This is a genomic window from Bradyrhizobium sp. 23AC, assembly GCF_054863025.1.
Genome location: NZ_JAVAYN010000011.1, coordinates 45,564 through 69,758, shown reverse-complemented (window position 1 = coordinate 69,758; position 24,195 = coordinate 45,564). Strand labels below are relative to the sequence as shown.

15 protein-coding genes and 1 pseudogene are annotated in these 24,195 nt (G+C 56.2%); 10 read left to right on the top strand and 6 right to left on the bottom strand.

Translation table 11 applies throughout. From position 1 onward, the window contains the following. The first annotated feature begins 357 nt into the window (after nt 1-357). Nucleotides 358-6,825 carry an amino acid adenylation domain-containing protein gene (locus RAD10_RS24370; protein ID WP_461619518.1) on the top strand — a complete coding sequence of 2,156 codons (6,468 nt, stop codon included), beginning with the start codon at nt 358-360 and terminating at the stop codon, nt 6,823-6,825. Then, nucleotides 6,818-8,245: an MATE family efflux transporter gene (locus RAD10_RS24365; RefSeq protein WP_270163042.1), complete on the top strand. Its 1,428-nt coding sequence runs from the start codon at nt 6,818-6,820 to the stop codon at nt 8,243-8,245. The genes RAD10_RS24370 and RAD10_RS24365 overlap by 8 nt, the downstream gene beginning before the upstream one ends. 166 nt (nt 8,246-8,411) lie before the next feature. Here the strand turns inward: RAD10_RS24365 and RAD10_RS24360 are convergent. The 3 genes and pseudogenes from RAD10_RS24360 to RAD10_RS24350 all read right to left on the bottom strand — a co-directional run. After that, nucleotides 8,412-8,564 (bottom strand): annotated as a pseudogene (locus tag RAD10_RS24360) (IS630 family transposase); the annotation flags it as partial. 605 nt (nt 8,565-9,169) lie between these two features. After that, nucleotides 9,170-10,891 (bottom strand): outer membrane beta-barrel protein, encoded by a 1,722-nt coding sequence (locus RAD10_RS24355; protein ID WP_375849357.1) that lies wholly within the window; start codon nt 10,889-10,891, stop codon nt 9,170-9,172. A gap of 502 nt (nt 10,892-11,393) precedes the next feature. Then, complete coding sequence (locus tag RAD10_RS24350) at nt 11,394-13,076, bottom strand: outer membrane beta-barrel protein (RefSeq protein ID WP_375849355.1); 1,683 nt, start codon at nt 13,074-13,076, stop codon at nt 11,394-11,396. Between the two features lie 48 nt (nt 13,077-13,124). Between RAD10_RS24350 and RAD10_RS24345 the strand changes: the two genes are divergently transcribed. Next, nucleotides 13,125-13,265 carry a hypothetical protein gene (locus RAD10_RS24345; protein WP_270163039.1) on the top strand — a complete coding sequence of 47 codons (141 nt, stop codon included), beginning with the start codon at nt 13,125-13,127 and terminating at the stop codon, nt 13,263-13,265. Between the two features lie 191 nt (nt 13,266-13,456). Here RAD10_RS24345 and RAD10_RS24340 read toward each other — a convergent pair whose 3' ends face one another. After that, on the bottom strand, nt 13,457-14,410 hold the full coding sequence (locus tag RAD10_RS24340; protein ID WP_270163038.1) for a class I SAM-dependent methyltransferase: 954 nt from the start codon (nt 14,408-14,410) through the stop codon (nt 13,457-13,459). Between the two features lie 8 nt (nt 14,411-14,418). Then, nucleotides 14,419-15,771, bottom strand: coding sequence for a coproporphyrinogen-III oxidase family protein (locus RAD10_RS24335; protein ID WP_270163037.1), 1,353 nt, complete (start codon nt 15,769-15,771; stop codon nt 14,419-14,421). 1,167 nt (nt 15,772-16,938) lie between these two features. Between RAD10_RS24335 and RAD10_RS24330 the strand changes: the two genes are divergently transcribed. The 6 genes from RAD10_RS24330 to RAD10_RS24305 all read left to right on the top strand — a co-directional run bounded on the left by RAD10_RS24330 (nt 16,939) and on the right by RAD10_RS24305 (nt 22,297). Further along, nucleotides 16,939-17,556: a hypothetical protein gene (locus tag RAD10_RS24330; RefSeq protein WP_461619517.1), complete on the top strand. Its 618-nt coding sequence runs from the start codon at nt 16,939-16,941 to the stop codon at nt 17,554-17,556. A 26-nt stretch (nt 17,557-17,582) separates the two neighbouring features. Then, complete coding sequence (locus RAD10_RS24325; RefSeq protein WP_270163035.1) at nt 17,583-17,984, top strand: SxtJ family membrane protein; 402 nt, start codon at nt 17,583-17,585, stop codon at nt 17,982-17,984. A gap of 7 nt (nt 17,985-17,991) precedes the next feature. After that, nucleotides 17,992-18,144: a DUF5989 family protein gene (locus tag RAD10_RS24320; protein ID WP_270163034.1), complete on the top strand. Its 153-nt coding sequence runs from the start codon at nt 17,992-17,994 to the stop codon at nt 18,142-18,144. 3 nt (nt 18,145-18,147) lie between these two features. Continuing rightward, entirely contained in the window at nt 18,148-19,983 is a 1,836-nt protein-coding gene (locus RAD10_RS24315; RefSeq protein ID WP_270163033.1) for a carbamoyltransferase family protein, read from the top strand. A gap of 95 nt (nt 19,984-20,078) precedes the next feature. Next, on the top strand, nt 20,079-21,086 hold the full coding sequence (locus RAD10_RS24310) for an SGNH/GDSL hydrolase family protein (RefSeq protein ID WP_461619516.1): 1,008 nt from the start codon (nt 20,079-20,081) through the stop codon (nt 21,084-21,086). A 26-nt stretch (nt 21,087-21,112) separates the two neighbouring features. Next, on the top strand, nt 21,113-22,297 hold the full coding sequence (locus RAD10_RS24305) for a hypothetical protein (protein ID WP_270163031.1): 1,185 nt from the start codon (nt 21,113-21,115) through the stop codon (nt 22,295-22,297). A 262-nt stretch (nt 22,298-22,559) separates the two neighbouring features. Here RAD10_RS24305 and RAD10_RS24300 read toward each other — a convergent pair whose 3' ends face one another. After that, entirely contained in the window at nt 22,560-22,961 is a 402-nt protein-coding gene (locus RAD10_RS24300) for a nickel-dependent hydrogenase large subunit (RefSeq protein ID WP_375849345.1), read from the bottom strand. A 125-nt stretch (nt 22,962-23,086) separates the two neighbouring features. Between RAD10_RS24300 and RAD10_RS24295 the strand changes: the two genes are divergently transcribed. Next, the gene (locus RAD10_RS24295; protein ID WP_461619515.1) at nt 23,087-24,178 is read left to right on the top strand and encodes a hydrogenase small subunit; all 1,092 of its coding nucleotides are present in this window, start codon (nt 23,087-23,089) and stop codon (nt 24,176-24,178) included. The last annotated feature ends 17 nt before the right edge of the window (nt 24,179-24,195 follow it).

The following is a 24,195-nucleotide window of genomic DNA, read 5'->3' as shown; positions in this document are numbered from 1 at the left end:
TGTTACCGCTTGAGTGCCATAGGAATCCGCAGCCCTGCGAGGGCCAAGTCCGCTTTCATGAGGAGAGCACCAAACCAAAGTCCAGGCGCCCGTTGGTTGCGGGTGCCATGCGGACTCACGCGTGTCGACTACAAGATCCGGTAGGTGCCAACGCCAATTTGGGGCCCTAGGCTGCGGCCGCGTTCCCCTGACGATCATCGAGGTAACAGTAGTGAACGCAAAGCACGGGAAGCTAAGAAACGGACAAACCGGCACACTATGACCGGCCGATACCGGGGGCTACGCGCTGCATACCCTCAATCAGGATCGTCGGTGTTCTGATTAAGGGCCCCAGAAGGCGACGGATGGGGGACGCGTATGCCTAGCCGAGATCTATCCAAAAAAAATCAGTTTGTGGAACGTCAACCGATCGAGGCGATCACGGCGATCGATCGCCTTGCGAGATCGGATCCGGAGAGAATTGCGCTGCGAAGCGGCGCAGACGAACTCACCTACGAGGCGCTGCGACTAAGATCGGATGCCCTCGCAAGGAGGCTACGAGAGCATGGCGCTCGGGGCGCGGTCATCGGATATTGGGGGGAGCGCGGCTTCGACTGGGCGACGGCGGTGGTCGCAATTTTGAAGGCCGGATCAACGTACTTGCCGCTCGATCCATCCTTACCGGATTCACGTACGTCGTTCATAATTGAGCAGAGCCGCTGTGCTCTGATTATTGGCCCCGACCAGCAGCATTCGCTCAGCCTGTTCCGGTCGAGCAGCAAAGGCTCCACCCAATTCATGCCGATAGAGGCGGCGCTGCGTGAGGGCCAGCCTTCGTCGTTCGTGCCATCATCGAGCGCGGATGAACTCGCCTATATTCTGTTTACGTCTGGTTCGACGGGCCAGCCCAAGGGCGCAATGATTGCGCATGCAGCCTTAAACAATCATTTGACGGCAAAAATTGATGCCCTGGCCCTCACTCGGACGGATTGCATCGCGCAGACGGCATCGCATTGCTTTGACATCTCGCTGTGGCAACTTCTGTCAGGGCTTTGCGTCGGAGCCAGTATCGCGATCATTGATGATGCGACACTGAAATCGCCAGTATCTCTTCTTAAAGCAATTCAAGGGCACAGCGTGACGGTTGCTCAATTCGTCCCGTCAATGCTTGCAGTATTTGTTGAATATCTGCAGCCCCTTGCGGCGGCTGAGAGAGCCCTGGAAAGTTTGCGGATTATCTCTACGGTTGGAGAACCGCTGACACCCGGACTGGCGCGCGCATGGCTTGCCTTATATCCGCAGGTCCCCATTCTCAACCACTACGGGCCGACCGAGTGCGCCGACGGCGTTACGCACAATCTGGTTTCAGTACCGCCCGCGGTGGCTGACACTTATGTGCCGATCGGCAAGCCGATTGCGAACCTTGAGGTCTATGTCACCGATGGATCTCGTCTGTGCGACACGGGAGAGGTCGGCGACATCTGTGTGAGCGGCGTGGGTGTCGCGGCTGGTTACGTCAACGACGATGTTCGCACCAAGGATGCCTTTGGGCCAAACCCGTTCTCCAACAACCCGGGGTTCCGGCGCCTATACAGGACAGGTGATCTCGGGCGCGTCCGTTCCGATGGTCTCTTGGAATGCCTCGGTCGACGGGACCGTCAGGTCAAAATCCGTGGGCACAGAATTGAGCTGGGAGAGATCGAGGCCCGCCTCTGTGCCCATCATTCGGTACATGGCGCTGTCGCGGTCGCCTCCGTCTGCGCAGGCGTAAAACTTATGGCGCGAGACATAACAAGCGCGGAGCGGGAAACTGGATCGAGACAGCTAATCGCGTATGTGTCGGCTCCGGCTGAAGTGACGGAAACCGAGCTTAAGAACTTTGTTGCCGAAACGCTTCCGACCTACATGCTCCCGGAAAGGATCATCCACGTCGGCTGTATTCCGCGGACCAGAAACGGAAAAGTCGATTTTGGCGCATTGCCGGACCCGACCAGTGTTCGTCCTTTATTGCCGACGCCGTTCGAGGGGCCGCGAACAGAGCTCGAAGCCAAGCTGTGGCAAATTTGGGCAGGCGTTCTGCGCATTGAGAACATTGGCGTGAATGATCAGTTCATAAGCCTCGGCGGCGACTCGCTCCGAGCAATGCTCATATTGGGTCAATTGCAGACCCAGCTCGGAGTGAGAACGGATTTCAGGCTGGTCCTGAATGGAACTGTACGGTCTCTTGCGGCTTCGATCGCGTCCCGAGTCGAATCCAAACCGTGCACAGCCCCCGCGTACGGAAAGCTTCCGCGAGCACCTCTAACGCGAGTTCAGGAACATCTATGGTTTCTTTCCCAGCTCGATCCGTCTGCCAGGAACTACATCATTCAAGGCGGCCTGCGAATAAGAGGCTTCATCGATCTGGTCGCATTCAACCGTGCCTGGACCGATGTCGTTCATTTCCATCAGGCACTTTCTGCGCGCTTTATCGACGAGGATCGTCCGGTTCAGCTTTTTGATGATCCGCAATGCGCAAATCTTGGTTTGACTGATGCATCTCATCTCACGGCACAGCAAGCCGAGGAGCTGATCGCAGAGTTACGGCAAACAGAGCTGAGCGGTAGCTTTGATCTCAGCCAAGGTCATCTGTTTCGCGCGCGCATGATCCGTTTTCGCCCTGACCACCATCTGATACTGATCACCGCTCACGAAATTATTATCGATGCTTGGTCCATCTCTGTTCTGCTCAGAGACCTTCGACAAAGATACCTGGATGCCGCGGCGTCCATGCCAAAGGACCGCGCCTCGCTTTCGACCTACGCGGTCTGGGAAAAACAGCACGCGACCCCAGAGACGCTGGCCAACCAACGCAGCTATTGGCGCCGTCAGATTGGTGATGATCCGCCGGTGCTTTCGCTTGGAACAGGACAAGCGCGACCGCGGACGAAGTCTCACCGCGGCGCCTCGCATGCGGAGCTGCTCGGCAGCGAGCTCTCCAATCAGGTACGGGAGTTTGCGCGCCAACATAGATGCACAACGTCGACAACGCTCCTTGCGTGCTTCAAGCTGCTGCTACGGATGTACAGCGGTCAGGACGATATAATCGTCGGCATACCGCAAGTCGTACGGGATCAACCCGGCAGTGCCGACATTGTCGGCTTTTTCCTGAATATGCTGCCAATCCGTTCCGCGATCGATGTCGGTCAGTCCTTTGCGGTTCATGCCTTGCGCGTCCAGGGCCTGGTCAGCGATGCCATCGCAAATTCGGCATACCCGTTCGGTTGGATGGTAAGGGATAGCCGGCTATATCGCGAAGCGGAACGATCGCCGATCTTCCGGGTCATGTTCAACATGTACTCCGAGGCCGCGGAGCCACCGGATCAGCATGAGTGCAATCTGACATTCCGCGAATACGACACCGGCTATGTAAAATTCGATCTGACCTTGTACGCACAAGATCAGGGCGATGAAATCGCCCTCCAGCTAGCATATGCCGAAGACATCCTCTCCAGAGATCTCATCGTCCGTATGGCTGATAATATGCGCTGTCTGATTGCGGCCTGCGTTGAGAATCCACTTGCGCCCGTTAAGGATCTGAGCTGTCTCAGCGGGGCGGATGTCGTTATGCTGGACTCGCTGCACGGCTCGGCGCAGTCATACGCGACTGAATGTCCACTGGTCGAAGCGTTCGAGCAAATCGGCGCCTCTCATCGCAGCCAAGTGGCATATTTTGGTGATTTCGGTGAGATCACATTCGGCGATCTGCGTGAGCGCGTAACAGCAATCAGGTCCTTACTGGAGGCGTCTGAGGTGGGGGCTGGCGACAGGGTCGCCATGCTGGTCGACCGGTCGCCTGACGTCGCCGCTGTTATTCTTGCGGCACGAGCCTTGCAATCCATCGTTGTCCCCATATCGCCGGATTATCCGCGTGATCGGATGGACCATATCCTGCGAGATAGTCGGGCAAAGGTTTTGGTTCACGCAAGTACCACTGACCTTGGTTTTGACCTGCCGTCGATTTGCCTGTTGACCCTAGAAGGGTGCGGCACGCTCGCGCACGAGTCTGAGTGCGGCGACAAACCATCAGATCAGGGAATTGCGAGCCTTATATACACGTCGTCCTCGACCGGGAGGGCGAAGGGGGTTCTCATACCGGAGTCGGCAATTCTTAATCGACTGAACTGGATGTGGCGAACCGCTCCGTTCGAGCGCACCGACGTGATGGTTGTCCAGAAGTCCGCATCACTCGTTGCGTCCGCTTGGGAATACTTCGGTGGACTTCTAAGAGGTGTGCCTGCGCTGATCCTGACCCGTAGGCAGTTGCTGGATCCAGATCTGCTGTTGAGCACGTTGGCGGAACGTCGCGCGACACACTTATTTGCCTCGCCGCCACTCCTGAGCGGCCTCGTTGCCTCCCAAGAGCGGCAGCCAAGATCCACTTCCTTGCGGTTCGTCACAAGCAGCGCTGAAGCGATGTCATCTTCGCTCCCAGTTCGCTGGCGTACGCACTTCCCGGACGTGCCGTTGTGGAACTTCTATGGTGCCACGGAATGTGCGTCCAACGCCGCAGTCTACAAAACGTCGGATGCCGACGACGGCGTGTCGCTCGTCCCCGTTGGGCGCCCAATCGATAACGTCAAACTCTACGTGCTCGATGCCGCGTTGAAGAGAGTCCCTGTCGGAGCCGCCGGTGAGCTCTGCATCGCGGGGCGCTGCGTAAGCGCTGGGTACTGGAGGGATCAAGAGCGGACAACACGTTGCTTCGTGCCAAATCCTTATGGTGACGGACAGTACAGCGTCCTTTATCGAAGCGGCGATATTGCCCGCATCTCAACCAGGGGCCTTCTCGAGATTTGCGGCCGATCGGACAATCAGATCAAGGTACGGGGGCATCGGATTGAGCTGGAGGAGGTGGAAAAGGCTCTTGAGTCTCATCCCGCAATCACAAAGGCCGCGGTCGCTGCAGATGGCATGGACGGCGATCGTCGTTTGATCGCCAGCGTGATCCCCGCGCGCGACAGTCTAAGCTCGGAAGAGATTGTCGCCCATCTTAAGCACTCATTGCCATCCTACATGACTCCCGCCGCCTTCCGTTTTGTTGACAATATCCCCCTCACGACAAGCGGAAAGATAGATCGTGCGGGCTTGTCGTCCGTTCCTTACCGCGAGGTCGGACCTGCTCCATCTGTCGAGCCCCGCACGAGGAAGGAGCGTATTCTTGCTGGGATCTGGCAGGATCTATTGGACGTCGAGCGGGTCGGAATTGATCAGGTCTTCTTTGATATCGGTGGAGATTCTCTTCTAAGCGTGCGCTGCGTCACGTTGGCGCGCAAAGCCGGGCTGAATCTTACTGTTGACCGACTCTATCGAACGCCGACAATTAGGGAATTGGCGGCAGATGGAGCGACGGTTGCACTCCATACCGCCCCTTCCGTGGACGGGTCGTTGCCGGTTACCCCCGCAATCGCATCTTGGAAGCCTCTTGTCGGCTTCGATGAGCACTACAACATAGGCGATCTGTTCTTCCTGCCCGGCGGGATGCTGGATATCCGGCTGCTGGAGCGCGCCCTTGCTCATGTCATGGATAGGCACGAAGGCCTCAGGCTCCGTATCGCCCGAACCGACGATGGTCTACGTCTGACGATCGCAGCTTCCGTGGCCGAACGTCTCGTGGAGGAGATCAATCTTGGCGGATTGACCAGCCTGCGGCAGCGTAAGGCAATCGAGAGCATCTCAGCAAGACGTCAACATATGTTTCGTTTTGACGGCCAGACGCCTCTTGTTAACGTCACGGTGTTCCGCACATCGGAAAGCGGCGATTACTATCTTCTGGTCTTGATGCATCATTTTGTAGCGGACGGGATAGGCTATCGACTGTTCCTTGAAGCATTGGATGCGGCCTACGACGCTCTTGGCTCAGGCCACGCCGTAAGCGGCCCCGAGACCATGCAAATGCTCTCTCCATGGTTGAAGCGCCTTGAGCAGTACGCGAACAGCGAGGCGCCAGCCGAACTCGAATACTGGGAGAGGATCGACTACGATCGGTTCAATTTACATGTCAGCCCCACGTCGGCGGGTAGCGCGAGCTTTTCGCAAGTGACCGCGAGAGAGCTTCACTATGCACGCCTTGAAGGTCGAGCGGATGACGCGAATTGCCGGGTCCTTTGGGAAGATCAGGCCAAGCATCATCTGGAGATTGGCAAAGAAGCGACAGCTGATCTGCTCAATATTGCAGCCAGATCGACGCATTGTAAGGACATCGACGTATTTCTTGCCGCGATATCCGGCGCCTGTGGGCGTGTTTTCGGCAACTATTCGCTCTGGATTGATAGCCTTACCTCGACCCGAGGTCGGCTGTTTGAAGATATCGATCCATCGCAGATCATTGGCCATATCAGCGAGCTCGTTCCGCTTTCCTTGAGTCTCGCCGGAACGGAGGCTCGTCCCGATCGTGCTCGTTCAATAAACCGCCAGCGCAATGCCCTGCCGCGCAGCGGAGTAGGATTTCGGGTTTTGAAATTTGTAAACCGAGATCCAGCCGTGCGGAGCCGGATCGATCGTCTGCCCTTACCTAAAATCGGACTGAATTATCGAGCGGGTTTGCAGCACCATTTTCCGCGCCGCCTCCTAGCCCAGGACCCGTCTCCAATCTGGATCGGCGAAGACATGGATGAAGCCGCCGCGAGCCACCTCTTCTGGTTCGACGTCGGATATCAAGCCGGCCGTCTACAGATTGAAACAAGGTATGATCCAACCCAGATCGGTTATGAGGTGACCCATAATCTTTGCACGGTGTTGCAACAGGAGCTGTTGCTGACGATCAGCGAATTCGGAAGAGCCGGCGACACCGTCATCCATGAATGAGCCGGATGCGGAAGTAGCGGTCGAGTGCGATCGAGATGTGATGGCAAAGAAGAAGCAGAACATCGATCTATCGGATCCCAATCTGGCGAGCCTTATCCTGCGGCTCGCAATTCCGTCTATTGTTGGCCTATCGATCAACGCGGTACAGCAGGCCGTCAATGCGATCTTTGTTGGTGCACTTGGTGCGCAGGCGATCGCAGCTGTCAGCATGACCTTGCCCGTCGTGGTCCTGCTGACGGCAGTCGGTCAGGGAATCGGTGTTGGAACAGCCTCGTTCATATCTCGCCATCTTGGTGCTGGTGAGTACCTGGAGGCAAGTAGGGGCGCGAGTACCGCGCTGGCCCTGGCCGCTCCGATTGGTATCATGTTTACGGTTCTCTTACTGCTAAACTTGCGACGGATCTTCGTAACGCTCGGGGCAACTCCAACCATCATGCCCGTGGCGCTCGACTATGCGGCGACGCTATTGTTCGGGTACACCCTGATGCTTCTAAACATCGTCAACGGCTTCATCGTTAGAGCCGAGGGCAACACACGTTTCAGCATGTGGACGATGCTTACCGCCTTCATACTGAACGCGGTGCTCGATCCGGCCTTCATCTTCTTACTCAACCTCGGTGTGCGAGGCGCAGCCCTCGCAACGCTGGTATCTCAGATCGCTGCCATTAGCCTCTACATTGCGCATTTTGCGAAGCTAGGCGGGATAGTCCTCGTCAAGATTTCTTACGTCTCATTGCAAACAAGTCGCATCAGACAGATCGCGTTCATAGGTGCGCCAGCCACCATGACCGGCATTTTGTCTGCCACTGCCTCCATGCTCCTGTACGGAGCTGCTGCGCCGTTCGGAGACGACTGCATCGCGGCCATGGGAATAGCTGTGCGATTGCTGACGATCGGCGCACTGCCTGTCACCGGCTTTTGTATGGGCTCTCAAGCTGTCCTGGGTTTCGGTTGGGGCGCACGCGATCTTCCCCGCGTATGGAAGGCCGCAAAGCTCATGCTGTCCATAACTGTCGCGCTCTCGGTTGCGTATTCCGCGGCCGTTGTGAGTTTTGCCCGACCTTTGGTCAAACTGTTCAGCGATAACGAGAACGTCACTGAAATTGCCGTCTTGTCCTGTATCGTTTTCCATCTCTTTTTTTGGCTTTTTGGTATTGAGAGTTTCGTGACGACGATGCTTCAGTCGTTCGGGAGAGCACGCCTCAGTGTGATCGTATCCTTGGCGAGGCACGGCTATTTCTTCATACCGGCCATACTGGTGTTGCCGGTCATATCGGGTTTCAACGGACTGTTGGCCAGTCAAGCAATCGCTGAGCTGGGTGCTGGAATGATTGCAATCATTGTCATGTTCCAGCAGTTTGCGGAGCTCAAACGAGCGCTCCGGTACGCTACTTCAAGACCGATCGATATCGCGGGTTGACCTGACAATGGACATCATTGCGGACCGGAGCATTGAGCCTACAGAACTGTGGAGGTGGTGCTCTCCAAGAAGTGACGCACGTAGTGTGCAAGAGCCATGCAGCTATGGTGGTAGTTTTCGGCCTGTTCACTTGTGGTGCTCGTGCGGCTGGGCTTCTAGGGTTGTGTCCGGAACGCGGCTCTTCGCTCATCGCCCGCTCCATATTGCCTTCCACGAAGCGGCCCTTGGTCCGCTACGCGGTTGAACCGCTCACGCCAACACTCGCGGCGATCTCCTCGTCGCCCGGCTCGGCATCAGCGGCCAGCAGAACCTGTACACGTGAACAAGGTCCATCAGGCCATCACCTCGGGGTCGAGCTCGGAAGACGAGGTGTGGCTACATCTCGAAATGAAATGGAGACCGAGCACGGGGTGATCTGAGTCTGAGGCGTCGGCGAAGACAGCGTCAAGGCGTTCACGGACTTCACAATCGAAAACCTGATCGAGCTGATCAGGTTCTACAATGAAAGTCGTGGACCGCTCGTCCGGTGACTCTGCGGCCTGCGCCGAATGGATACGCGCCAGGCGTTGAAGGTAACGCTTAAGCGGACCGATACTCCAGGCAACACCGCGAGATGAGCCCTCAATCGCTACGAATTGGCTGGCTGTGGCAGACGGATCGAACCTGAAAATGGCAGGACTGCGTCTGACGTTCCACCTTGCAGAGAGTTAGTGACGTCCGAACTGCGGCGGGCGCTCTGACATCAAACGATGGTTTGGACGGCTCCTGGCCTTTACCTTCAGTAAATCGATTGCAAGCTTTCGGGCTTGAACAGCCCGAAAGTGCGCAGCTTGATTCTCGGTTTCGCCCGACTCCAGCCCCACGACCGCGATTTCGTCATCTATAGTCGCGGCTTCGGAAGCTTAGAGCAGCGAGCGAGCAGTTTCAATCAAACTTGTAGGAGGCCTGCAGAAATGTGCCCCATCTTTCCATGCGATAGTTCGCAGGATTAGGTGCTGCGGTGACAGGAGAACTGTCCTCCGTCTCGGAACGGGTGTCGAGTTCCTTACTATGTCTTGAAGTCCACATAGCCCAATACCGGGCGCCGACGCCGACGCTGAAATTGTTGGTGAGGAAATAAGACAGGACTCCTTCGACCTGCACACCACCGCCACCGCCCCCGCGCTGATTCTCGAAAGTCGTCAATGGGCGCCTCAGATGGTTGTCGCGCCCCTGGAAATCTGTCCAGGGCAGGTAGGCAACATCGGCGCTGACGCGCCAACGGTCGAGCAACACGGTCTCAGCGCTGAGGCCGATTCGCAGCGCATTCCAATCAGTGTCCTGGCTGCCCACGACCACCTTACCGCCGACGGCTTGATGGCACGGCGGCGAGGAGGCGATCTGCGCGCATCCTGTCGTGTCAGATTTCTGGCCGTAATAGGTCCAGCCCATAAACCCGCCAACCTTGAAGGCGGTCTCGCGCAAGAAATCGTAGCCCGCATCGGCCGTGTAGTACGTGAACCTTCCGTTCGTCTGGCCCGATGTCGTGTTGGAATAGGCGAAGGTGTCAGCACCCCAATCTTCATCGTTCGTATTGCCGTTGTTGAAGCGCCCCATCCCAATATTGCCCTTCAGAAAGATCCCCCACGGGCTGTCCACGCGTTCGAACAACTCACCGGAGATCCCATCCAGATTGTGATACGTGATCCTTGATTCGAGATCGCTCCCTGTGACTTCGCCCCCGTGATTCCATTGAAACCTTCCGCGACTCAGCCAGAATCGTGTGCCGCTTTCCAGCGACCATCCCTGAGTAAAGGCAGTCGGCAGCGCGCTGACGGGCGGCGTCGCCGCCTGTAGCGGCGTATCGAACCATCCCGGCGTCCGCGGGTCGGCACCGAAATGGTAGTTCAGAGCAATTTTGCCGATGTGATAGCTGCTGGACAGGTGGGTGATGTTGGCAGGGACCGTTGCCAACGGAAGCTGTACAGTCGGAGGGGTTGCCACACCGGGTCCGCCGAACCACAAATAGTCGTACTCAAGTCCAACGGACCATGCAGGCGTGAGCGCTTGCTCAACGCCGGCACCGATTGTGCCGCCGAACCGACCGTACTCGAAATGAGTGGCATTCTGTGACGCCAAGCCATCGGGGTGGTCTTCGCTACGAAATTCGTCGTTGTTGACGACATCGCCCTGATTGTGTTGCCAGGCCACACCTCCCTTGAGATAAGCCAGCGTATGGCCCTGCGAACCAAACGCATAACCCAGGCGACCGGTCCCGGTGACAAAGACGTTCGGACTCGCATTGCAGGTTGCGCTCACAACAGATCCGGAGACGGCAAAACAGGTATTCGTGCCGTCGGACGCGGCGCCACTGGCATCCACTTCAACGCCAATGACCCAATTGGCCTTCTGCCAATTGTAGCCGATCTGGCCTCCCTGCAGGAACACTGGGGTATCGACGACATCCCCATAGATTGACGGACCATACGGATCACTGAATGATGTCCGGCCGTAGCCGCCGCCAACGTGCGCGCCAAAATATCCTCCGGTCCAGCTCCACAGGACCGGTGGGACTTTTACTGCCGGCTTAAGATCTGCCGAATTGACCGCACCGCTTGCAACGAGCGCAATTGTTGCTGCACCCCAAGAAAGAACTCCAGATCGCATCTCACCTCACGAAACACAACGCGCGCGCCATCTTGCAACCAAGCCCGAATGGCCGATGTTGTTGGCGCCGCCTCCACGCCGTCTAAGGTCTGCAGGATCTAGGCCAGTGCACACGACGCGTACTGCCTGCGGTTTTTCGTTGGCGATGTCGTTTTCTCCTCTCAAGGATGGCGGATTTGAAGCGCGATGCGTCTGATGACGGACACAAAACGCGTGCCGCATGCTCGGCGATTCCGAATTGAATACGTCACCGCTCTCTTGCGAATTGGTTCGTCTCAAGGTCGGCGGGCGCTCTGACAACAAAGATCGATTGGAATAACGCAGCACCGCCCCAACGGCGGCCTGGCCGTCACCTTCAGTAAATCAATGCAAGCTTGCGGGCTTGAAAGGCCCGAAAGCTTGCAGCTTTATTCTTGGTCTCCACCTGAATCGAATCCTGGGATCCGCGATTTCGTCATGTATAGTCGCGGCTTCCGTAGCTTAGAGCGGCGAGCGAGCAGTTTCAGTCAAACCTGTAGGAGGCCTGCAGGAACGTACCCCATCGCTCCATGCGATAGTTCGCAGGAAAGGCCCCCTCGGCAACTGGAGAGCTCCCCTCCTTTTGGGCTTTATTGGGGAGTATCTCGCTATGTTTTGGAGTCCACATGGCCCAATAACGGGCGCCGACGCCGAGGCTGAAGTTATCGGTGATGAGATAAGACAGGATCCCTTCGACCTGCACACCACTGCCACCGCTCCCGCGTTGATCGCTGAAGAACGTCAAATCCCGCAACAGATGGTTGTCACGGCCCTGGAAGTCTGTCCAGGGCAGGTAAGCAACATCGGCGCTCACGCGCCAACGGTCGAGCAACATGGTTTCAGCACTCAGACCGACGCGCAGCGCATTCCAATCAGTGTCCTGACTGCCGATGACCATCTTTCCGCCGACTGCTTGATAGCATGGCGGCGAGGACGCGATCTGCGCGCATCCTGTCGTGTCAGATTTCTGTCCGTAGTAGGTCCAGCCCATAAACCCACCGACCTTGAAGGTGGTGCCGCGCAAAAAATCGTAGCCCGCGTCGGCCGTGTAGTACATGAACCTTCCGTTCGTCTGGCCCGATGTCGTGTTGGAATAGGCGAAGGCAGCGCCCCAATCTTCATCGTTCATGGTTCCGTTGTTGATGCGGCCGAAGCCGATATTGCCCTTCAGGAATATCCCCCACGGGCTGTCCACGCGTTCGAACAACTCACCGGAGATCCCATCCAGTTTGTGATAGGTGAGCCTTGATACGAGCTCGCTCCCGGCGCCCCATTGAAACCTTCCTCGGCTCAGCCATAACCGTGTGCCGCTTTCCAACGACCAACCCCGAGTGAAGGCAATCGGCGACGCGCTGACAGTCGGCCTTGCCCCGTATGGCGGCGTATCAAACCAGCCCGGCGTCCTTGGATCGGCATCGAAATGATAATTCAGAGCAATTTTGCCGATATGATAGCTGCTGGACGGGTGGGTGATGTTGGCTGGGACCGTTGCCAACGGAAGCCGTGCGGTCGGAGGGGTTGCCACACTTGGTCCACCAAACCACAGATAATCGTACTCAAGTCCAACGGACCATGCAGGCGTGATCGCCTGCTCGACGCCGGCGCCGATTGTGCCACCGACCCGACCATACTCGAAATGAGTTGCATTCTGTGGCGCCCAGCTAAATTCGTTGTTGTTGACGACATCCCCCTGGTTGTGTTGCCAGGCCACACCTCCTTTGAGATAAGCCAGCGTATATCCCTGCGAGCCAAACGCGTAACCGAGCCGACCGGTGCCGGTGACAAAGAGGTTTGGGCTCGCATTGCAGTTTGCGCTTACAATTGATCCAGAGGCGGCAAGACAGGTATTTGCACCGTCTGACGCGGCGCCACTGGCATCCACCTCAACGCCAAAGACCCAGCGGTCCTTCTGCCAATTGTAGCCCATCTGGCCTCCCAGCAGGAACACTGGGGTATCAACGACGTCTCCGTAGAGTGACGGACCATACGGATCACTGAATGATGTCCGGCCGTAGCCCCCACCAACGAGCGCGCCGAAATATCCTCCGGTCCAGCTCCACCGCACCGGTGGGACTTTTACTGCCGGCTTAAGATCTGCCGAATTGACCGCTCCGCTTGCAACGAGCGCTGCTGTTGCGGCACCCCAAGAAAGAACTCCAGATCGCATCTCACCTCACGAAACACAACGCGCGCGCCAGCTTGGAACGAGGCCCGAATGGACGATGTTGTTGGCGCCGCTTCCACGCTGCTTGTAGTGTGCAGGATCGAGGCCAGCAGACGCGATGCGCACCGCCTGCGGTTTTCGCTGGCGATGTCGTCTTCTCCTGTCAAGGATGGCGAATTTGAAACGCGATGAGTCTGATGACGGACACAAAGCGCGCGCCGCATGCTCGGCGATTCAGGATTGAATACGTCGCCGCTCTCTTGCGAAATAGTTCATCTCTTGCTCCAGCGGCCTCGCAAGCTTGCAATTATTGTTCTTTGAGCTGGAAGGGCAATGCGAACCCTCAGCGGCCAAGGCGACTAGTGAGAACTTACGTTCGAGGATCACGCATCTCGAATGATTAAGCGCTTCGGGGGCGTAAAGTATCGATACTTGCCGGCGAGCGTGCCGTTAACGAACTGCAAGCCGTGATTGCCATAAATCATATCCTCACGCACGTATCCGTCAGATATGGCTTCTTGATTATTGCCTCCAACTGTCTTCTGAGTGATTGTCATCATCTGCCCGCCTGATGGCCAACCAAACATTTCAATTGCAGCAGCGCGTTGTGTGCCAAGTTTCAAGTTATCAAACTGTTTGGCCGGGATTACTCCGGCTGCCTTAATGGGCTCAGCTCTCATTCGCGAGAGATTTTCAGATCCAATTGGCTTACGAGCCACAACTTTCTCGATGCAGTGAGAATGAATTGGAATGCCGGGGTGCGAGTCCCATTTAATGTAGTGATCGGACCGTAAGATCTCCCAGCCGCCTTGCGCATAGATCGCCGCAAGCTCTCCACGCGAGAACGATTTCTTGTGACCGCATGCCAAACTCTCCTCAGGGATAGGATGATCTGCTTGATCAAGCGTGTTGGTGAAGCAGTGGAACCCTCCAGGCCGTGTCCGATCCATCAATTCCGTCACGAGGGGCCTCCAGATGGTCCGTTCCGTAAAATGCAACACGCAGTGCGCTATAAAGACGTCGAGGTAAGCAGGCGACTGGAATGTTTCAACAGGAGCGACAGCGCTCGTTATATTCACGCCCAGAGCTCCTGCGAGCCGATTCAGTTTGGAGATAGCGGCTTCAGATATATCGCTTGCGACGACCTGATGACCAAGCTGGGCCAAATAGAGAACGTTGCGTCCCTCGCCGCAACCGAGCTCGACGATCACACTCTTGGCGCGCAGAGCCGGGGTTATCTCGAAGATTTCGGGACTCGGACCACCCATACACGACACGTCGTGGTCAGCGTAGCCCGAATCCCACCAAAAGGGTGAGTCCTTCGCCATCTTTTGCATGCCGGACCTTACGCTGCCTGATATTGCTGCTCGAGGGCCGCCATCCTGGCGGAGTAAAACATCCGAGCTATGATGCTAGAGTACTTAAACCCCGTTCGAGTCAGTTGATAAGCGTCACCCTCTGCCAAATTCACGAGTTGCAAAGATTCAAGCGCCTCGAGTTCTTCGCTAAAATCAGCCGCGAGCGCTCGTCCGAATTCTGCAGCGTAATTACTTCTGCTCAAAGCTGACAACGTGAGGCCAAGCAGAACGTAACGACACCGAAGATCTTCCTGCGTCAGCCTGATTCCGTGCGAGGCTATCGCGTCGGGATCGAAGGGGCGAGCCGAGAAGGCGTTGATGATGGGCGAAGCCGCACTCGAGGCTACGGCGTAGTCCGTACTACAATGATATTGGCCAAAATAGCTTCTGGCGCCGGCCCCCAGTCCTAGCAGGGGCGTTCCCTTAAAATCCGACACCTCCTGCCGGTAGGCATGATCGCCAGCAATCCTGGTGAAGCGTGTGAAGGATTCCTGGCGGTAACCTTTGGACGCCATCAGTGCAACGTTCTGATCGTAGACCTCATACTTTTCCGCCTCAGAGAGGAACAGTTCAGGATTGTGCGCCTTCGACATAGTGATGCTCGTCATCGGACGAACAACAACGGGATACAGAGAGAGTGTCTGCGGCTCATAGTCGAGCACCCGGCCAAGCGAAGAGATCAAAGAGTCACGGGTTTGGCCACGCAAGCCGTAGATCAGATCAAGATTGACGTGAGAGAAACGCGCGATAAGGGCGTTGATTGCCGCTTTTGCAGTCTGGAGCGAATATGGCCTGCCAGAGTGCGCAAGCTCGCCGGGCTCCATGCTTTGGATACCCATGCTCATTCGGTCGACGCCAAGTGCCTTCAGGCAATCCAGGAGGTTGTTGTCGAAAGAGTCTGGCGTGCTCTCGACCGTCGTCTCACATCGCCGGCTTCGTTTTGGAAAGGCTGCATCGAGGGCGGCGAAAAGCGCGCCGAATTGATGCTGCGTCAGAAGAGTTGGAGTGCCGCCGCCGAAATAGATACTCGCAACCTCCCGATCTCCGAAGTATTCTCCATATCGAGCGATGTGCTCCACCAGTCGAGCAACGTAAGACTCCCCGGTCTCTCCTCCATGGCGCGTTGTAAGAAAGAGCGTGCAATAGGTGCAGCGATAGCGACAGAACGGAATATGGATATAGATGTTGATTTGCTTTGAGCGATCGGCCTGCTCAACGACATCGGTTATGCGGAGTGGCTGGGAAAAAGCCCGATATGCTCGCTTCGAAGGATAGCCGTAGACATAGGTTGGCAGCTCGTTGTTCGCTATGTTTGTCCGAAGAAAGTCCAGACGATCCATGACTTAACCCGTTGATTGCCAAAGCAGATGAACGCCTGAACGCCGTCTTCTCGAACGCCCTGGAAGCTGCTAATCCGCATTCATGATGGCGTTTGCGCCACTTATGTTCTTCAGATCCAACCGTGCGGCTTAGGTGCAAGACCAAACGTGCGCATATATGGCGACAGCGGCTGCTACACCAATCCGTCAACTGCGCCCACAAACGGTCAAAGGCCACCTTCGAAGTTGGGATCGCCTTTTTCAGGAGTTAGTTCGGTCACACCATAGGGTGGCATATCGGTCTTCATTGTTATCTCCTTCTCAAATGCGAAGATCAGTAAGTGAGGCCGGTTGGCTGCTCCTGCCGCCGCGCAATGAGCGAAACTCAAGAGTCGTGCCAATTCCGCAAGACAGGCCCCCAAAAAAGTCGTTCTGTATTGTGTTCGGCAGATTAACTGCGAGCGCAGCGGCACGTCCGCCGAACATCACTGTCGTGGACGCGATGCGATCGGATCCACTTGACCTCAGGATTAAGCACCCAGGCACTTCGGTCACCCGACGTAGCGGATCATGTTCGATTACCCGAGAATTTCCGTCGTCCTCAGGCTACCGCCTTGAGATATTGAGTGCGGTAGGTCCAGGGCGGTAGCTGGTCGACGCGATTTGGCCGTCCGTTGATGATACCTATCACTACATCGATGAACCAGGCGACAGGATTGGCGCCGAGCGCCTCAGGTTAAGCGGTCGTCTTTGTTAATCGCTCTTAAGGACAGCAGTCGATTCCGCGTCCCGCCCCCTAGGGGCGGCGCGATGCCGACGCTCCTGCGGCCGCTTTTGCTGGATGAGAAGCTGAGGCGTCCGTCTTGTCCATTCACGTTCGAGCTTTATCGGGCGACCTCGATCCGAACGAATCGAGTCTGCAATCGCGGAGCCGGTGCTGTCCTGGTGAGCGCGCGCTGGTGACTGTCATCACTACCAGCAAACGCAGGCTCTTGTTGATGTCCGACATTGTCGGGTTTGTAACAGCGGTCTGCGGCTAGGTCGGGATTACAACAATGTTCGGAGAGGCCGCTCGCGCGCACTATCTGCTTTCAAACGCACGGATCTGTTTCCCTGACGCAGTTGGCACGATCATTGCCAAACCTTGGCCGAGCGCCGTCAACGCCAGCAGGGAACTCCGAGGGGAGCATGCGTACCGTCACCACTCGCAAGGTCGCAGACATCACGGGCTCCGCTAAGCAACCTATCCGCAATAAGCTGCTTATCGAGCAAGCGCTGAAGGTCGACCCGGAGAAGACAGCGAAGAGGCGCGCTTGGCATGTCCGCTTCACTCGCATGCGCGTGAACGAGCCAGGCGGCGGCCCTAGGTTCATCCGCTGCAGGGACGCTAGGCAGTGCGACCTCTCAAAAGAGTTCGCAGCGGTATTTAGAACACTGCATTGTGTGGATGCATTAACGAGGGCTTCGGTGAAGAACGCTCTGCTGACGATTGGTTTCGGATTTCATCGTTCTCTGTCCGCGACATTCAAGCGATTGGTCAGGGCATGCTTCGGGACAGATCCATTGAATTGGCGCTCTGTCGCGCCTCTCGTCAACATTATCCATATCCTCAGGGTGGCGGCGCTGTGGCAACCGGTCGATGATCTCGCGCGGTATCTACCTGTCCACGTCACAGCGATTCTGCAGCCATCCAACACAGGCTGGCTCTACGCGGAGACGAACGGAACCGTCGCGGGAGCAGTCGCCCTTGGAATGATGTCGCCCGAACGTCTGGCTCAGATAGCCACAGCGCGGCCATTCTTGTGAGTCGGCTACGTAGCAGGAGGCATAGCATGAGAGTGCCGGCCAAACTGCCGTCCAGCCGACGCTTCGGCCTGACATTTTGCGCCGTATTTCTTGCGTTGGGCGCATGCGCGGCCATCAAGGGGAAAATCGCTGCCGCTTACGTGTCACTCTTTGCTGTTGGTGTCGCATTCGGCGGCGTAGCATTGACCGTCCCGCGAATTCTTGCGCCGCTCAACCTACTCTGGTTCTACTTCGGCGAGCTGCTTGGACGGATAGTCAGCCCGCTGGTTCTGGGCATCATCTATTTCGGGCTTCTAGTACCGATCGCCTTCGTCGCTCGCTTGCTCGGGCGCGATGAGCTTCATTTGAAGCGACGACCGGTCGCAAGTTACTGGATCAATCGTAACCCGCCAGGTCCGACAGCTCAGTCCTTCACACACCAGTTCTGAGGCGCATATGTTTCTCTTCATCAAGGAGCTCTGGGCTTTCATGCGTGTTCGCAAAAAGATGTGGCTCGGCCCCCCAATTCTTCTCATGGTTGTCATAGCCGCTTTGCTAGTTCTGGCGCAAGGCTCTGTCATGGCGCCGTTCGTTTACACGCTGTTTTGACCGGTGAATATCCTGGGTATCTCAGCCTACTACCATGACTCTGCCGCTTGTCTCGTCTCAGATGGCGAACTGGTAGCTGCCGCGCAGGAAGAGCGCTTTACGCGGAAAAAACAAGATCCAGGCTTTCCTGCCTGTGCGGCTCGTTACTGTCTCCGCGCTGCAGGGCTATGTCCAGCCGACGTCGACTACGTCGTCTTCTACGACAAACCCTTTAGCAAATTCGAGCGGATATTTGAAACCTATCTAGCTTTCGCGCCAAAGGGATTTAAGAGTTTCACAACGTCGATGCCGGTTTGGCTAAAGGACAAGCTGTTTCAAAGAACGTTGATTGCTGAGGCCCTGAAAGAGCACCTCGGGAATGATGTTGATTGGTCGAGGCGACTCCGCTTTTCAGAGCACCATCTCAGTCACGCAGCGTCGGCGTTCTTCCCGTCGCCATTTCACGAAGCCGCAGTGTTGACGATGGATGGTGTCGGAGAGTGGGCGACAACCTCGCTTGCGATCGGCAAGGGAAAGGACCTATCAGTCTACAAGGAGATTCACTTTCCGCATTCGCTTGGCTTGTTGTACTCAGCGTTCACTTACTACATCGGTTTCAAGGTGAACTCCGGTGAGTACAAGGTAATGGGACTGGCGCCCTACGGCGAGCCAAAGTATGTGCATCTGATAAAGGAGCATCTGATCAACCTCAAGGAGGATGGGTCATTCCACCTCGACATGAGCTTCTTTGACTACTGTACCGGACTAACAATGACCAATGGCCGCTTCGAGACACTATTCGGTGGTCCGGCCAGACGCCCGGAAAGTGGGTTGACGCAGAGGGAGATGGACCTAGCGGCCTCCATTCAGGCCGTTACCGAGGAGGTCGTCCTAAGGCTTGCAAAAGGAATCCGGACCACAACCGGCCAGAGAAACCTCTGCCTCGCAGGAGGAGTGGCGCTCAATTGTGTTGCGAACGGAAAGCTCATGCGGGAAAGGCTCTTCGACAACATCTGGATTCAGCCGGCTTCTGGCGACGCCGGCGGCGCAGTGGGCGCAGCACTCGCTGCCTACCATCTCATGCTTGAAAAGCCCAGGAGCATCCATGCGGGCGACAGCATGCACGGCGCGTACCTCGGACCGGAGTTCAGTCAGCGCGAAATTGAAGAGCGTCTAGGAAAGGTCGGCGCGGTATTCACGGCCGAATTGGATGAAGCACTGATTGACAATGTCGCACATGCTCTCGTCGACGGTAAGGCGGTTGGGTGGATGCAGGGTCGGATGGAGTTCGGCCCGCGTGCGCTCGGCGGACGTTCCATCATTGCTGATCCCCGCTCGCCGACCGTCCAGAAGCAGCTAAATCTCAAGGTGAAGTATCGCGAGTCCTTCCGCCCATTTGCGCCGAGTGTTTTGCGAGAGGAGGTGTCGCAATGGTTTCATCTTCATTCCGACAGCCCCTATATGCTCCTTGTGGCCGACGTGCTGAACACGAAGCAGTTGCCGATGTCGGAAAAGCAAAAGCAGCTCTTCGGCATCGATAAATTGAACGTCGCGCGCTCGGAAATTCCGGCTGTCACACACGTGGACTACTCCGCGCGCGTGCAGACAGTGCACAGCACGACCAATCCGCGGTTTCACAGGCTGATATCGAAGTTTAAGGAACTAACCGGATGTCCTGTTGTCGTGAACACCTCATTCAACGTGCGAGGAGAACCGATCGTTTGCAGTCCAGAGGACGCGTTCCGCTGTTTCATGGGAACAGAAATCGAAGTGCTGGCCGTCGGCAATTCGCTCTTACGGAAGGAAGACCAGAGCAGGTCGTTGATGAAGGACTATCGTAGTTGCTATGAACTTGATTAGAAAGCGAGGCCTTCAGGCTGTGCGCCAGGCAGCGGTCGTGATTTCTATTTCCTGTACGAACGATTTCGGCGCGCATTTCGAGGAAGACCATCCACATGGATGTCAAAATAAAAAACGCAATCTTCGGAATACTTTCAATAGCGACTAGCCTGATTATGGCTGCCGCCCTACTGGAATTCTATGTGCGTTTAACGCAGGCAGACGGCACCAATTTCGACATCGAAATGTGGCGTTACGCCAAAGACCTGAAAGTGGTTAGCGAGATACCCGGTGCAGGGCACGAACACACCCCTGGAAAGGGTGGGGTTTACATTGGGGTCCCCATAACGATCAACTCAGCAGGTTGGCGCGATCGCGAACATTCCATGGCGAAAGAGAATGGCACTGTTCGGATCATAATGCTTGGCGACTCCTTGACGTTTGGATGGGGCGCAAGACCTGAAGACGTCACATCATACCGATTGGAAAGGCTGCTGAACGCGAAGGAAAGAAAATTCGAGGTCATAAATACTGGGATTGGAAATGCGAACACAGCTATGGAAGCAACGTACTTCATGAAGAAGGCGTACGTATACAAGCCTGACATCGTCGTACTGAACTATTTTATCAATGACGCAGAGCCCACACCGCGAAGAACGGAGAATTTCTTTCTAGAGCACTTCTATTCAGCAGTATTCATCGCGGGTCGTTTCGATGTCCTTATGCGAACATACTTCGGCAGGGCTGATTGGCAGCACTATTACCGCGGTCTCTACCAAGAGAATGAACCCGGCTGGTTGGGTGCACAGGGTGCGTTGAAAGAACTTGCGAGCTATTGCAAGGCTCGAAACATCAAACTGATTGTAGTTAATTACCCGGACCTGCACGAGCTGTCCCCCTACCCATTTCAAGATATAACGAGTCTCGTAGCCTCCAAGGTGAAAGCTCTCGATATACCATTTCTGGACCTTCTTCCGGCTGTGGAAAATCAAGCCCCACAATCCCTCTGGGTCACGAAGACAGACTCCCACCCGAACGGTAAAGCGGCCGGACTCTACGCGGACTCAATTGCGAGAGTCCTAGTGACCCAAATTCCGGAAGACTTTCGAGGGTCTGTAAATTGAAAGAATTCTCTTCCACGGAAAACCCTATGGGAGCAGATGATGCACTGCTGAGAACATCCGTTGCGAGGATGAGGGTCATTCGCTTGACGGCCCTATTGAACGAAATATGGGTCATCCTTGGTGTTGCTCTTCTTTTGCTGACGATTCTGGAAGTATCGCTGACCTCTTACTATGAGAGAGCTGACAAGAGAGAACGTCAAAGTGCCGCCAAGGCTGCTGCCAATTCTGGGGTTTATGCCAACGCCGACCTCGCGGAAGAGTACTTCAAAGAACTCACCGATGCTAAACATCGGACGTGGGCTCCATATACGCAAACACGCGAAGCTGACTACAAGGGGAAGTTTATTAATGTAAACGACGGCACCAGAAGAACTTGGGATTCCGAGGCAATCAACGATGATAGGAGTACCGGGCTAAAAATATTCTTTTTTGGCGGGTCGACTTTGTGGGGGCTTGGATCTAGGGACGACTTCACCATTCCCTCACTTGTCGCCAAAATGTTAGCCGAAAATGGAATCGGCGCCAAAGTCACAAATTATGCAGTCATTGGAGATGTAACTACTCAAAGCTTGATTCGCTTCGTTATCGAATTGAGAAAGCGGAATGTTCCTGATTTGGTGGTTTTTTACAGCGGATCGGTTGAGGCGTTCTCCGCCTGTTATGAAGGAGAACCGGGCGTTCCGCTTGGCAACTCAAACCTCGAAAAAAGACCTCCTAAAAAGGAAGAAAAAGCGCGCATAAGTATAAGGTTAGAAAACTTCGCGCTAATAAGACTGCTCACCGGCAAAACACAGCTCGCGGGGTGCTCGAAGAAACTAGACGTACTCTCGGACGGCGCTCTGGATGTCTATCTAGGGAATGTTCGCTTTATAGAGGCGATTTCAAGGAGCTTATCCTTTAAAACGTTATTCTACCTTGAGCCCCAGCTGTCCGATAAAACACACAGGACAAAATATGAAGAGGATCAGCTGTTAAAATCAGAGAAACGGCTTCCAGGAAAAAACGATCTTTACTCTCTGATGAGAAGCAAGTTGGTCAAGAGAGAAGATCAGAGTTTGGAGAAAAACGTGATTCATGACTTACGTACTATCTTTTCCGATGTTGCCAGCCCAATTTACATGGACGGCGGGCATTATGGCGAGGATGGAAATGAGCGGATATCTCGGAAGATCGCAGCCGACATATTGGCACTATATGCTCCCGTGAAGTGAACAACTGAGCTGGTCGCGGTTGTCTGAATAGAGTTTTCAGCGCACCGCTCCGCGCTGATGGCCAAGAACAGCCGGGGCTACCACGGCATCCACCACCGACGTCAGCTGCGAGAAGCAGGCGGTAATTTCCAAAGAAGAAGTACAGGTTGTGCCGGCGACGCCCCGCTTCGAGGCGGTCGTAGGTGACGGCGGAGCACGCACGGACGACATCACCGATCGCAGCAATGCGCTCGTCCCCCCTAGACGCTGAAGACCGTGCCGCCTACAGCGGCCCGTCAGCATCGAAGGAAATGCGCGGCGAGAAATTCCAGGTGGTCGGCGCATTGATCTGATAGCGCTCGATCCTGCCATCGCCGACCGCCATCCAATGCCTGGCTGCCGTGCGCGGCCTCGAGCCGACATAGGCATCATCAGGCGTTTCGCGCGAATTGTGGCAGAACGGCTGTTCGATGAATGCGACATTGAGCCGGAGAATGAGCAGGGAGATGATGACTTCCAGCCGGTTGTTTGGCATCTCTTTGTTTGCGGCATATTGCGGGAGAAGTGAGTTCGCGAACGACCTCTGCAAGATATTTCCGAATCGCTCGGTATGCTTCCCGTAAACCTCGTTGCCAGCTGCAAATCGAATTGTTCCGTTTCTCACTGTCGCGATCTCTTCGCGCACTGTGAATTGGGCGATTCAAATCCGAAACATCTCGGAGTTTCCCCAGTATCCGCGCGCCGCTGCGGCTGGCCTGCTTCTTGCTGTCCTTGTTGCAGCGATAAATCAAAGCCGAAGACGGGAGGGTCATGGGCGCCGCAATGGAAACATTTTACAGCGTGATCAGGCGGCAGGGCATCACGCGTCGGAGTTTTTACAAATTCTGCAGCCTGACGGCGACAAGCCTCGGGCTTGAGCCGTTGGCGGCGGGTCGCATCGCCAACGCGCTCGAAACCAAACCGCGTGTGCCGGTGATCTGGATGCATGGTCTTGAATGCACCTGCTGCTCGGAGAGCTTCATCCGCTCCGCGCATCCGTTGGCGAAGGATGCCGTGCTGTCGATGATTTCGCTCGATTATGACGATACCATCATGGCGGCCGCAGGCCATCAGGCGGAAGCGATCCTCGAAGAGACCCGCGCCAAACACAAGGGCCAGTACATTCTTGCCGTGGAAGGCAATCCGCCGCTGAACGAGGGCGGCATGTTCTGCATCGACGGCGGCAAGCCCTTCGTCGAGAAACTTAAGCTGATGGCCGACGACGCTATGGCGATCGTTGCCTGGGGCGCATGCGCGTCCTGGGGGTGCGTGCAGGCGGCCAAACCCAATCCGACGCAGGCCACGCCCATCGATCAGGTCATCACCAACAAGCCGATCATCAAGGTGCCGGGATGCCCCCCGATCGCCGAAGTGATGACCGGCGTGGTCACCTTCATCACGACCTTCGGCAGGCTGCCCGAGCTCGACCGCCAGGGCCGGCCGAAAATGTTCTACTCACACCGCATTCACGACAAGTGCTATCGGCGATCGCATTTCGATGCCGGGCAGTTCGTCGAGGAGTGGGACGACGAGGCGGCGCGCAGGGGCTATTGCCTCTACAAGATGGGCTGCAAGGGCCCGACCACCTACAACGCCTGCTCGACCGTGCGCTGGAACGGCGGCGTGTCCTTCCCGATTCAGTCGGGCCACGGCTGCATCGGTTGCTCGGAGGACGGCTTCTGGGACGAAGGCTCGTTCTACGATCGCCTGACCAACATCAAACAATTTGGCATCGAGAAGAACGCCGACCAGATCGGCATGGCTGCGGCCGGCGCCGTCGGTGCCGCTGTGGCGGTGCACGCGGCCGTCACCGCCGTAAAGCGGCTCGCCTCGAAGCGCGAAGACGCAAATCAAGATCATTAGTCGTCAGGGAATGTAAC